Annotated in this window: 11 protein-coding genes and 2 tRNA genes; 4 read left to right on the forward strand and 9 right to left on the reverse strand. The window is 41.7% G+C overall.

The genetic code is table 11. The annotated features are described in order from the left end of the window. Positions 1–2: 2 nt before the first annotated feature. From AN389_RS08425 to murB, 5 genes are all read right to left on the reverse strand, one after another. A tRNA-Tyr gene (locus AN389_RS08425) sits at positions 3–87 on the reverse strand. 40 nt (positions 88–127) lie between these two features. After that, positions 128–203: transfer RNA gene (locus AN389_RS08430), tRNA-Thr, on the reverse strand. 117 nt (positions 204–320) lie between these two features. Continuing rightward, positions 321–1040: a type III pantothenate kinase gene (locus tag AN389_RS08435; protein ID WP_055019610.1), complete on the reverse strand. Its 720-nt coding sequence runs from the start codon at positions 1038–1040 to the stop codon at positions 321–323. Beyond that, positions 1037–2029 carry a bifunctional biotin--[acetyl-CoA-carboxylase] ligase/biotin operon repressor BirA gene (birA, locus tag AN389_RS08440; protein ID WP_055015572.1) on the reverse strand — a complete coding sequence of 331 codons (993 nt, stop codon included), beginning with the start codon at positions 2027–2029 and terminating at the stop codon, positions 1037–1039. The genes AN389_RS08435 and birA overlap by 4 nt, the downstream gene beginning before the upstream one ends. Continuing rightward, positions 2026–3036, reverse strand: coding sequence for a UDP-N-acetylmuramate dehydrogenase (murB, locus tag AN389_RS08445; RefSeq protein ID WP_055019611.1), 1011 nt, complete (start codon positions 3034–3036; stop codon positions 2026–2028). The genes birA and murB overlap by 4 nt, the downstream gene beginning before the upstream one ends. Before the next feature lie 133 nt (positions 3037–3169). On the opposite strand from murB, the gene AN389_RS08450 reads away from it, so the two are divergent. Beyond that, entirely contained in the window at positions 3170–5014 is a 1845-nt protein-coding gene (locus AN389_RS08450) for a M1 family metallopeptidase (RefSeq protein ID WP_055019612.1), read from the forward strand. Positions 5015–5182: 168 nt separating this feature from the next. Here the strand turns inward: AN389_RS08450 and AN389_RS08455 are convergent, their stop codons facing one another. Further along, on the reverse strand, positions 5183–5794 hold the full coding sequence (locus tag AN389_RS08455; RefSeq protein ID WP_055015569.1) for a DUF2057 domain-containing protein: 612 nt from the start codon (positions 5792–5794) through the stop codon (positions 5183–5185). Between the two features lie 88 nt (positions 5795–5882). Between AN389_RS08455 and AN389_RS08460 the strand changes: the two genes are divergently transcribed. From AN389_RS08460 to AN389_RS08470, 3 genes are all read left to right on the forward strand, one after another. Then, positions 5883–6248: a histidine triad nucleotide-binding protein gene (locus tag AN389_RS08460; protein ID WP_055019613.1), complete on the forward strand. Its 366-nt coding sequence runs from the start codon at positions 5883–5885 to the stop codon at positions 6246–6248. A 225-nt stretch (positions 6249–6473) separates the two neighbouring features. Then, positions 6474–7130 (forward strand): response regulator transcription factor, encoded by a 657-nt coding sequence (locus AN389_RS08465; protein ID WP_055015568.1) that lies wholly within the window; start codon positions 6474–6476, stop codon positions 7128–7130. A gap of 116 nt (positions 7131–7246) precedes the next feature. After that, positions 7247–9403, forward strand: a complete 2157-nt coding sequence (locus AN389_RS08470; protein WP_055015581.1) for an ATP-binding protein — start codon at positions 7247–7249, stop codon at positions 9401–9403. 28 nt (positions 9404–9431) lie between these two features. Here the strand turns inward: AN389_RS08470 and AN389_RS08475 are convergent, their stop codons facing one another. From AN389_RS08475 to AN389_RS08485, 3 genes are all read right to left on the reverse strand, one after another. After that, entirely contained in the window at positions 9432–10850 is a 1419-nt protein-coding gene (locus AN389_RS08475) for a mannose-1-phosphate guanylyltransferase/mannose-6-phosphate isomerase (protein WP_055015580.1), read from the reverse strand. Between the two features lie 68 nt (positions 10851–10918). Continuing rightward, a complete protein-coding gene (locus AN389_RS08480) occupies positions 10919–11692 on the reverse strand; it encodes an amidohydrolase (protein WP_055015567.1) in 774 nt (257 codons plus the stop codon). Next, positions 11680–12822 carry a methionine aminotransferase gene (locus AN389_RS08485; protein ID WP_055015566.1) on the reverse strand — a complete coding sequence of 381 codons (1143 nt, stop codon included), beginning with the start codon at positions 12820–12822 and terminating at the stop codon, positions 11680–11682. Before AN389_RS08485 ends, AN389_RS08480 begins: the two co-directional genes overlap by 13 nt. Between the last annotated feature and the right edge of the window lie 144 nt (positions 12823–12966).

The raw sequence follows: 12966 nt of genomic DNA on the forward strand, positions 1-12966 counted from the left end.
AGTGGTGGAGGGAGCTGGATTCGAACCAGCGAAGGCTGAGCCGTCAGATTTACAGTCTGATCCCTTTGGCCGCTCGGGAACCCCTCCACGATAATTCTTTACTAATTCACTTTCGGTAAAAGGAAAGTGGTGCCGACTAACCGAGTCGAACGGTTGACCTACTGATTACAAGTCAGTTGCTCTACCAGCTGAGCTAAGTCGGCACTGCTTTAGTACGGGGCGAGATATTAGAGTAAGGTTTATTATGATGCAACTATAAAATTAAAAAAAATGTAATTTTTTAGCTTAAACGCTCAGATTTCATGCAAAAGTGCTTAATTTTACTGTTTTTCGTCGTTTTTACTGAGCTCATACCAGTAATTTAATCCTTTCATAACGAGTAAAGAATCAAAAATACTGCCATTTATTTGCTGTTGTAACAGCAAACCATAACCTCCAGCGCACAAAGTTTGTGGTTTTTGTTCTGCTGTTACCTGTTTAAGTTGATATTTGGCCTGCTCAATAGCACCTAATGTTGCCACCAGCGCGCCATTTTTTAATCCATTGGGTGTGTTTTTCCCTAACTCATTTAAAAAGGGGGTATTAGCATCATCAAACACACGTTGGGTATTTTGTGTCAATGAGTGAGTCATTAAATCAAGACCAGGTAATATCCAGCCCCCTAAGTGCTCGCCTTCACCGCTCAATACATCAATTGTGGTTGCAGTGCCGGCATCAACAATAATACAGGGGGTATTAGGGTAAAGTGTAAAACCCGCCACCAACGCAAGCCAGCGATCAATGCCTAAATTGCCAACCTGGTCATATGCGCAGCTTAGCCCACTGAGGTTTTTGCTAACATGCGCCTCAAAACACGGAATATTTTTTTTAGCAGCTAATGTGAGCGCATCATTTAATAGTTCACTTTTGCCTACACAGGCATACACAACAGCCGTTATTGCCTGCCACGGCACGTTGTTTATAGTCACGGGCGTTGCTTGTTGCTCGTGCCATAAGGCCGCTTTTAATGATGTATTACCCACATCTATCAACAGCTTCATAATTTAGCCTTTCTTAACGAGATTTCACCGCCGTAGTAACTTTTTACTTCGCCGTCTTGGCGGATACGTATTCCGCCGTGCTGATCAATACCTTCACAAATCCCCCGCCAACTTCTGTGCCCAGTATTGAGCTCTACGCACTCACCCGCAAAGGCATTGAGCGCGTTCCACTGGGCATACATGCTGTTTAGTCCATCTTGCTGGTAATCTGCCAAACGCTGCTCTAAGTAATAGGTAAGAGAAGCAACTAACTGGTTTTTATCAAGCGCGGTGGTATGTTGGCTTAAGTCGGTCCATGCTTGGTCAATGTGCTCGCTGGTGTTTTGCGGCATGTGTAGATTAATGCCAATACCAATGACTAGCTGACAAGGGCCTTGTGGTTGTCCATCTAGCTCAACTAGCACTCCCGCTAGCTTTTGCTTATTTATGTATATGTCGTTTGGCCATTTAAGCTCTATATCAATACCGTAAAGAGCTTTAATGGCATCGTATACAGCAAGCCCTACGGCAATTGATACACCCATAGCTGCTTGTAGGCCATCATCTAACCGCCAAAAATAACTGTAATATAAGTTAGCCCCAAACGGTGATTGCCATACACGCCCTCGCCTTCCTCGCCCAGCTTGCTGCATTTCGGCAACCACTACAGTACCAGACTCAAGCGCTGCTTTATTTTGAATACGGCGCATTAGCTCGCTGTTGGTTGAATCAATAATAGGGTGCACTTCTACTTGGGCTTTATTTGCGCCTAACGCATGATAATACTTAGTTATATTGCCTTGGTTTAGCAAGCCCACCGCATTATTTAAACTGTAACCTTTACCCGTCACTTTAAATATGTCGAGTCCCATATCTTGCAATGTTTGAATATGCTTACTCACAGCCGCACGGCTTATACCTAGCTGCTCGCCAAGGGCTTGGCCCGATATAAAGCCACCTTGATTAAGCGCATTTAATATAGCGAGTTTATTCCCATCAGGTGCTTTCATTGAGCATGCTCCGTAATGATATGGCATTCACTATGTGTGTTTATAAGCCTTACTTCGTGCTCTAGCGTTATGCCGTAACGTGCAAATACCGTATTTTGTATGTGCGTGATCATAGCGATTAAATCGCTACCTTTACTATTACCATGATTAACTAATACCAGCGCTTGCTGTTTATGCACCTCAATACCTGCTACTGCGTAGCCCTTCAAGCCGGCTTGGTCAATTAACCAACCTGCTGCCACTTTGTGATGGCTTTCTCCATAAGGGTAATGCGGTACATCGGCAAAGCGCAAAAGTAGCGCTTGTAAACGCGCATTGCTAATAATCGGATTTTTAAAAAAGCTACCCGCGTTGGCTAAAGTGTATGGGTTTGGCAGCTTAGCGTTACGAATTGCAATAACCTGCTCGTATACCTTTTTAGGGGTGGGGTTTTGCAATACTTTGAGTGGGCCATAACTTAAAACTGGCTGCCATTTTTTAGGCAATGCTAAATTGACTTGAGTGATCACTGCTTTATTTTTTAAGGTGTGCTTAAAAATAGAATCACGATAAGCAAACTCACATTGAGCGTTAGTTAAAGTCACCTTGTTTTTAGTGGCTATATCAATGTACTCAATCGACTCTACAAATTGGGCGAGCTCAACACCATAAGCACCAATGTTTTGTACCGGCGACGCCCCAACAGTGCCCGGAATAAGGGCTAGGTTTTCAAGCCCTGCAATATTTTTATCAAGTAAATAGCTTACAAGGTTATGCCAGTTCTCACCCGCAGCTGCACTCACCAGTACGTCATTTTCACGCTCGGTAATAGTAATACCCTTAGTGGTCATTTTAATGACGGTGCCTGTGTAGTTTTCTAAAAATATTGTGTTGCTACCTTCCCCTAATAAACAAAACGGAGCACTAAAACGGTGTGCTTTAAGTTGCTCAACCGAGGTTATTTCAACAAAATGCTGGCATTGATTGTTTAGTGCAAAGGTATGTAAAGGTTTTAATGAGTGCGCCACAAAGGTCTCTGAGTGTACTGGTAACTAATCGCAGTAGTTTACCTTATTGTCGCAAAGAATGTAAAAATCACTCAACCCGCTGTATCAATCATGATATAAAACCTGCACTTATTATTAGTGTTCAGGGTATTTTATGAAAATTAAACCTCTTTTTTTAAGCCTCGCTATGGCCGGTATGTGCTCGCAAGCAATGGCAAACGCGATTGATCAAAACTCATACGCCAACCTAGATGATGTGGTAACAACACACTTAAACCTTGATTTAGATGTCGATTTTGCCGACAAGCAATTAGAAGGTTTTGTTGAGCACACGCTAAAGTGGAACAATGACACGAGTAAAAAGCTGGTACTAGATACCCGCGACTTAGACATTGATAAAGTTATGTACCAAACAGCAAATGGTGATTGGCACAAAGCTAAATTTACACTGGCTGAGCGCGATGATGTTAAAGGCTCAAAACTAACAATTACATTAAAAAGCCAAGCGCCCAAAGTACGTATTTACTACAACAGCCGCCCAGAAGCATCTGGCCTGCAATGGTTAACACCAGAGCAAACAGCCAGCAAAACGCACCCGTTTATGTACAGCCAATCGCAGGCTATTCACGCTCGTAGCTGGTTACCAGTACAAGATACCCCTGCCATGCGCGTTACTTACTCTGCTCGTATACATACACCAAAAGATATACGTGCCGTAATGAGCGCCGATAACAAAGATGCGCTATACAAAGATGGCGACTACCACTTTGATATGCCGCAAGCAATTTCGCCGTACTTAATTGCAATTGGTGCAGGTAATTTAGAATTTAAAGCCATGTCAAAACAAACTGGTATATTTGCCGAGCCTGAAATTTTAGACGCTTCGGTTGCCGAGTTTAACGACACCCAAGCCATGATCGACAAAACCAACGAAATGTATGGTGAGTATGCATGGGGCCGCTATGATTTATTAATGTTACCGCCGAGCTTTCCGTTTGGTGGCATGGAAAACCCGCGACTTTCGTTTATTACTCCTACCGTAGTAGCAGGCGATAAAAGCTTAGTTAACTTAATTGCGCATGAGCTTGCCCACTCTTGGTCTGGTAACTTAGTTACCAACGCTACGTGGGAAGATTTATGGTTAAACGAAGGGTTTACCTCATACGTTGAAAACCGCATTATGGAAGAAGTGTTTGGCCGCGACCGCGCTGTAATGGAGCAAGCTTTAGATACAGCAGGTTTACGTGCCCAGCTTAAAACGATTGACGCACCTGATACCCGCCTTAATTTAAAACTTAATGGCCGTGACCCAGATGATGCATTTAGCTCAGTGCCATACACTAAAGGGCAGCTATTTTTAATCTACCTAGAAGAAAAATACGGCCGTGATAAGTTTGATGACTTTGTTAAGACCTACTTTAATGAGTTTGCCTTCAAATCGCTGACGACTGCGCAATTTGTTACTTACTTAAAAGCTAACTTAATTGAAAAGTACCCTGGCGTTGTAAGCATGGATAAAGTAAATGAGTGGATTTTTGAGCCTGGTTTACCAAGCGATGCGCCAAACCCAACATCTGATGCGTTTGACAAAGTAGATGCAGCAAGCGCGGCATGGCTAAAAGGTGAATCAAACGCTGCACAATTACCTACGGCTCAGTGGACAGTGCACGAATGGTTACACTTTTTAAACAACCTACCACGCGACTTAAGCTTAGATAAAATGGCAGAGCTTGATAAGCAATTTAACCTAACGCAATCAACCAATGCAGAGCGCGCGTTTGCATGGTTTATGTTAGCGGTAGGTAATGGTTACCAACCTATTTACCCAGCGCTTGATAAGCACTTATCAGGTATAGGTCGTCGTAAGCTAATTGTGCCATTATACAAAGCACTTATTAAAAATGGTAAGCGTGAGTGGGCACACGATGTATACATCAAAGCACGCCCAGGCTACCACCCACTTGCCCAAGGCACCATAGACGCTTTATTTGATAAATAAGCAACCTGTGCCGCCCCTAAAGGTGTTCACACCTTTAGGGTAAAACAGTAAAACCAATAAAAAAGGCCGATTTATCGGCCTTTTTTAATACTGTAATTTTCTCAAACTAAAAACTGTAACTAAGCTCAGCGCATTTAGTGCTTAAAATTAGTAGCTGAGATAAGTTTATTATTCAGCGCCTTGGTTCGTTACCTTTTCTAAAAAGGCTTTTCGTTCAGCCAGCGTTGCTTGTTGCCACCAAAATTCTAGCATTTGCGGTGCACTTGGCATGCCTTTGCCATTAATGGGCGCAATAGGCTTAATAGGTTGGCTTGGACGCACTGGGCCCGCTGGCACCGCCTTTTGTAAAGCAGGCTTTTTACTTGCCAGCTGTGTATTTGAAATAACACTAAGCGGCTGTGCAACCGCAGCTCCCTTTGCTTTTAAACTTACCTGCGGTGCCTCAGCAAATATTTTTGCTGATACTGCGTTATCGGCACGATTAAACACCATGTCATAATCTTTGTTATCATCAACAGTAATATCTACCCAAAAAGGTTCAGACTCAATTACCTCATGGTCGTCAAAGCCTGTCTCGTATAAATCGGTGTACTTTAATTTTAACCGATAAGAGCCTGAGGCAAGTTCAATATCATCAACTCGACTAAATAGAGAGCTTTCAATCACTCTTTCGCCGACTTGTAAGGGCACTAATTCTTCAGGGAAGTGAATATTTGCGCCATACACCGACATACTCATCAAGAATGCCGCAACTGAGGTTATTAACATTGGTTTACGCATAAAAACTCCTTTATTTGTTTTGAGTTTGACACTGCAAACAAAATTTGTCATTAGTGACTTTAAATTCAACCCTTACATTTAAACGATTATGAGCACAGATACCCTATTTACAAAAATTATTAACCGTGAAATCCCTGCAGACATTATTTATGAAGACGAAACTACCCTTGCATTTAAAGATATAAACCCACAAGCCCCTTTTCATGTGTTAATTATTCCAAAAAAAGCAATTGCAACTATTAATGATATAAATAGCGAAAACTCTCATTTAGTTGGAAATTTATACGAAGTGGCTGCAAAGTTAGCCAAGCAGTTTAACTTTAGTGAAGACGGCTACAGAGTCGTAATGAACTGCAATAAACACGGCGGGCAAACCGTGTATCACATACATTTACATATGCTTGCAGGCAAAGAAATGGGCTGGCCTCCATATCAAGATGCTAAAAAAATATAAAATTAATAATAAAAATTCACTGGAATTATTGGTATTTCTCTAGTTACAAATGTTATTGTTTACCATGTATATAAAGTGAAAAATAATTACTTATTTGCAACATTTTATGTTTAAATAATCGTAAAATCGTACTTGTTCACAAGGCGAAACCGGACTTTCTAATACAAAAGGTGTGGAAGTCGTGGTAAACTTAACTAGTCAGCTTTATAAAAAGAGTATAAAAACATGAGCAGTTCAGCCTTTTTGTTATTAGATCAAGAGCCAATTAACACCATTGGCATTAACGTTTTAGAACCTTTGTTAAAAACGCAAGGCCTTGACGTAACCACGGGTACAAATATTTTAGATGTACCAGAAGGGACTCGATTACTGTTTATTGAAACATCAAGTAACGATGCATGGAGTAAACTAAAAGAGCAGTTAGTTAACCTGCGCACCAAGTGCGATATCGTATTATTTAACCTAGACGAAAACCCTGAGCTTGCTAACCGCGCGCTTTTGAGCGGTATTCGTGGCGTGTTTTATACGACTGATAACGCTGATGTATTAATGAAAGGTATTCGCTTACTTTTAGAAGATCAGCTTTGGTACAGACGTGACATTATGTGTAATGCGCTGAACCGCATGTTGCAGTTCAATAAAGATGCACTGCACAAGCTGACCGAAGGCGATATAGAGCCAATTAAACTTACTAAACGAGAAAAAGCAATAATCTCGTTAATGAGTAAGGGATCTAAAAACAAAGAAATAGCTGAAGATCTAAGCATCAGCCCACATACCGTTAAAACACATTTATACAGCGCTTTTAGAAAAACGAAGTGTCGTAACCGTATTGAGCTACTATCTTGGGCTCAACAAAATATTCCAGACGAAATTCGTTAATCAATTTCGTATTTTAAAAACAGGCACTTAGGGTGCCTGTTTTTGTTTGTGCTATATGCTTGTTAAATTATTCGCTTTTTATTACTCTACTTGAAGTACCCATTGCTGGAACCTTTATGCTCGACTCATCTACCCTCTTTTTTGCCAGCATTGCCGTTATCATTGTAATGACTCTTCTTAACTTTTTAACTTGGCGCACAAACAAAAATACCCCGGGTACGCTGCTTTATATTTTTTACCCGGTTTTATTACTGGGCGCAGTCATTGGCTTTACGCTAATTGGTAAAACACACAACCTTATTGTGATTAGTATCGCCAGTAGCATGATGTTTGGCGCATCGGTTGTGCACAGTTTGGCCATATGCCAATTTTTAGATTATAAGGGGCCTGGGTTTAAACTACTGTGTGCATTTACTGCGTTTAGTGCCGTCATGTTAGGGTATTATTCGTTTTTTGACCCTTCATTACGCGAACGGATTTACGTCTCAGATGTACAGCACATTGCTGAAGCCGCGTTTTTGCTGTTTTTATTTATTAAATATGCTCGAAAACCCTACCCCAATGGCACCATTGTTTATATTTTAATATTAACGTTAGTTGCCCTGAGTTTTATTAGCCGCTCACTATTTATGGCTAATATTGAACAGCCCCAGTTATTGCAAAGCCCATGGTTTAGCAGCTTACTGTTTTTAAATGGCGTTATTGCTCCGATGTTTTATGCTGCCGGCATGGCGCTAATGTGTAATGAGCGCAGGGAAAAAAACCTCAACAAACTGGCCGACAAAGCCCAAAAAGATTTAGAAATTAGAGGTCTGTTTTTATCAACTATTAGCCACGAAATTCGCACCCCTCTTAATGGCATATTGGGCAGCGCCCAATTAGTTATGAACCAAAGCACCGACACCCGCAATAAAGCCTATTGTGAGGCTATTATTAATTCGGCCGAGTCATTAAATTTATTGGTTGATAAAGTACTCGACTACGCAAGCCTTGACCAAAGCGATGAAGCACTTTACGAAGAAGATATTGAATTTAAAACCTGGTTAAATAATTTGTGTTTATTGCTCAGCCCATTAGCGGAGCAAAAACAGCTTAAGTTTGAACTGGTATGTAATATCCCTGAGCAAGCTTGTTACTACTGCGATCAGCAAAAGTTAAGGCAAATAATTATTAACCTTGTAGGTAACGCCATAAAATTTACCGACCACGGTATAGTAAAAATTCAGGTTGATTTGATAAGCGACAAACACCTTGAACACACCATAAAAATTAGTGTTAAAGACTCAGGCCCAGGTATCGAAAAAGACGAAATAGCGTACTTAACTGAACCCTACGTACAAAGTAGCGCTGGTAAAGAAAAAGGCGGTACCGGTCTTGGGCTTGCAATAACCAGCCGACTGCTCGAAAAGCTAGGAAGCCGCTTAGAAATAACCAGCCAATTAGGCACCGGTAGCGTATTTAGCTTTACTACTACGTTTACGCTAGGGGAGCTTAGCTTGGTAGAGCAGCGCCATCAAAACAAAGACTACTTAACTGGCCTAGAAGTGCTACTCGTCGAGGATTTAGATTTAAATCAAAAAATTGCCATTGAGTTTATGGCTGAAGATGAACATAAAATAAAACTCGCCAAAGATGGTAAAAGCGCTATTGAACTAATGCAAATACATCACTTTGACGTTATTTTACTGGATATGAACCTACCTGACTTTACTGGTCAAGAGGTGTTAAAACGACTGCAGCGGTTGGAGCATAAAAACCAGCGCACCCCCGTACTCGCCTTTACAGCAAGCTTAAGCCCTGATGAGGTAAAAGAATACTTAGCTTTGGGTATAAAAGACATAGTCGGCAAACCAATTAAGCAGCAAAAACTTCGCCAAGCACTGAGTGATTCACAATCAAATCAAACTGCAAATATAGCTGTAGAGCTAGTAGACACCTTATACGACGAAACCGCAGCAGAAACACTAACTAGCTCATTTAGTGAGGACGAAGTGTCGTCGATTTACAATGAATTTGTACTCTCCGCACGGACAAAACTAACCCGCTGCCAAGAGCTAATTGACCAGCAACCAGAGCAGTGCATTAAATTATTGCACCGCCAAGCAAGCACCGCGCTGCAATTAGGCTTTAACCGCTACGGTATTGAGCTTAAAAAAATAGAGCGTCGTTTGCTTGATAACAAACCCCATAATAACCTGCTAGATGAGGCGTTAGAGCTATGGCAGCGCAGCCTAGAACAATACTTAAAGTACGTGCGCGGGCAGTTAAGTTAATGGGCTTTTCTATTACAGGTTAAGCTGTTTACTCCCTTCCATACTTATCATCAAATCGCTCTATATCGCTTTCATCTAGTACGGCGCCAGTCTGTACTTCAATGACAATTAGCGGCTCTTTTTGATTATTCGCTAAACTGTGTATTTGTTTTGCTGCAATGTAGCAAGATTGGTCATGGTTGAGTGTTAATGTTTGCTCATCAATACGAACATCAGCAATACCCGATACCACCACCCAATGCTCTGCACGATGCTGATGGCGCTGCGTCGAAAGTTTAGCACCGCTATTAACTGTTATTTTTTTAACTTTAAATCCTGCCCCCGCTACTAAGGTGCGGTAGTTACCCCACGGCCGATACACAACCTGATGGTGGTTGAGTTTATCGCTTTGGCATACCGCTAATTGCTTGAGCAATAAAGGCAGACCGTCAAGCTTATTTTTATTAGCAACGAGGGTGGCATCGTGAGTATGAATAATAGCTAAGTCGCTGACCCCAAGGGTAGCAACGCTGTGATCGTCTTCGCTTATAACAAAATTATTAGTGCTATTTTGCGCGGTATGGCTGTCGTTTTCATTATTGCCATATGCATCTTTTTTTATAAGGCTAGCCAAAGCACTAAAGCTGCCTACATCACTCCAATTAAGCGCTACAGGCAGCACGGCTACATTATTACTGCGCTCTAAAATAGCGTAATCGATAGAGTCACTTGGGCAGTTTTTAAGTGGCTCACTTACCGGCCTTATAAAGCCTAAGTCGTGTGAAAACTGAGATGCCGCTTTTACACTGTGCGCTATTTTTGGCGCAAAACGTTCAAGCTCATTTAAATACGCACGTGGCGTAAATAAAAACATGCCGCTATTCCAACTATAACCGCCTTCAGCTAAGTATTTTTTCGCCGTAGCTAGATTTGGCTTTTCTTTAAATTCAGCGACTTCAAAACAATTTGAGCCTGATATTTTACTACCTTGCTTTATATAGCCAAACCCACTGTGCGCCTTGGTAGGTGTAATTGAAAATGTAACTAGCATACCTTGCTCAGCTAACTTAACCGCATCATTTAATTTAAGTGTGAGCTCAGCAAAGTTTTCAATATGATGATCGGCGGGCATCACCAATATTGGCCCTGTTATATCTTGCTGAAGCGCGTAATGTGCTGCCAGCGCAATGGCCGGAGCGGTATTTTTACCTTGCGGCTCTAACAACAGTGCACGAGGGTTTACTTGTGCACTTTGCTCAGCAGCAATAAAGCGGTGCTGTTCGTTACACACGAGTATTGGCTTTGCAAACCCCTTGCCTGATACACGCGCTAACGTACTTTGTAATAACGAATGTGTGTTATCAAGCAAGGGTAAAAATTGCTTGGGCATAGCTTGGCGAGAAAGCGGCCATAACCGAGTGCCAATGCCACCCGCTAAAATAACCGGTGTAATAAGGGATGTATTCATAGAGCCGCCAATAAACATATCAGCGGCTATTTTAACACTTTATTGGCTAGGCGCTAATGCTTAGCGATTTATACCAAGGTAAACGCATCGGCATCTAAATAAGCGGGGAACGCGGTTTTAAAATCATCGAGCGGAGCTTTTTCAAGCGTTACAGTGAGTAACTCTTGTGTATTGTCTTTTGCTTTAGCGACCGTATCGCCTTTAAAGTCGTACACGGCCGTGCCACCGTTATGCGCCACACCATTGCCATCGTCGCCAACACGGTTAACGGCTACTACATAGCACAGGTTTTCCATAGCGCGCGCCATTAATAATGTATCCCAAATATGGCGACGAACCGCAGGCCAGTTGGCTACGTTTATCATTACATCGTAGTCGTTATTATTGCGCTGAAAAACCGGAAAGCGCAGGTCGTAACACACCTGCGGTAATAGCTTAAAGCCATTAATTTCAAATATCTTACGCGCTTGCCCTGCTACGACATAGTCACCCTCACTCCCTAAGCGAAACAAATGGCGTTTATCGTAATAATTCACCTCACCATCGGGTTTTACCCAATAAAACCGGTTTGCTTTTTTATCGCCTTGTGCAACCAACACTGACCCTGCAATAACGGCGTTATGTTTGTGTGCTTGGGTTTTTAGCCAGCTTAGCACTTTGCCATTTTCGGGCTCTGCGCAATCAAGATTAATTGCAAAACCAGTAGCAAAAGTTTCAGGTAGTAAAATTAAATCAGGGTTAGCGGTTATCTCTGCTAATTTTTTATCAAACATGGCTAAATTGGCGTCTTTATCAAGCCAATGCAGCGTACTTTGCACGAGTGTAAGCGTTAAAGTTGACATAATATTTGCGCGGCCTCTATTAAAGTTTCATCGTTTTTAGCAAAACACAGTCGAATCACTTTATCATTTGAAGGTTGCTTGTAAAACACACTTAAAGGAATAGCAGCAACCCCAGCTTGCTCTACTAGCCAGTGGCAAAAATCTACATCATTAAGATCAGACACCTCACTGTAATCAAGTAATAAAAAGTACGTACCTTGGCTTGGTAAAATAGTAAAACGACTGTCACTTAAGTGCTGCGCTAGTAAGTCGCGCTTTTGCTGATAAAAATTGCTTAGCGCATCTACATGCTCGCCTTGTTGCTCAAGCATGTCGGCCAACGCGTGTTGTGCAGGTGTAAAGCTTGAAAAAGTAACATACTGATGTATTTTTCTAAATTCAGTAGCAAGCGGTGCAGGGGCAATACAGTAACCCATTTTCCAGCCGGTGCTGTGAAACGTTTTACCAAAGCTTGATATAACAAAACTTTTTTCACGTAGCTGCTCATCGCAAAGCATGCTTAGGTGTATGTCGCCATCAAAAGTAATGTGTTCGTAAACCTCATCACTTATGACATATAAATTGTGATCGCTTACTAACGATTTAAGCGCGTTTATATCATGACTTTTAAGTATTTTACCGCTTGGGTTATGTGGCGTATTAATAATTATAGCGCGCGTGTTTTTGCTCACTGCGCTGCGAACAGTTTGCCAATCAATAGCATAATCGGGTGCATGCAGTGCAATATGAACAGTTTTACCGCCAGCAAGCTCAACGGCTGGTTGATAAGAGTCATAGGCGGGGTCAAACACAATGACTTCATCATCGGGGCGTACTATAGTTTGAATAGCGACAAACAATGCTTCGGTGGCGCCCGATGTAACTGTAACTTGCTCAGCTGCATCAATTTTTGCCGCATATTTACGCGCCACCAAATTGGCTATCTGTTGTTGTAAACGGGGTACTCCACTGGATGGCGAATATTGATTAACCCCTTGCTGAACATAAAAATTCAGTTGGTTTTTCAGTAACTCTGGCGCATCAAACTCAGGAAAACCCTGCGATAAATTTATTGCCGAATGCTGACTTGCTAAGCCACTCATTTGGCTAAATATACTAACACTTGAATTTGGTAATTTACTTTCAAACACGACAGGCCCTTAATGATGGTTTTGCGCTTAAAGCGATGCTATCATTGCTTAAAACAGAAGTATAGCCGTCTAAAATTAAATAGCTTTATATCAATTCGCTTAATTAACTGAGCTATTTTGAGGTAGTAAAAACGCAGCTAGCGT

It is taken from the genome of Pseudoalteromonas sp. P1-7a (assembly GCF_001401855.1).
GTDB lineage: Bacteria > Pseudomonadota > Gammaproteobacteria > Enterobacterales > Alteromonadaceae > Pseudoalteromonas.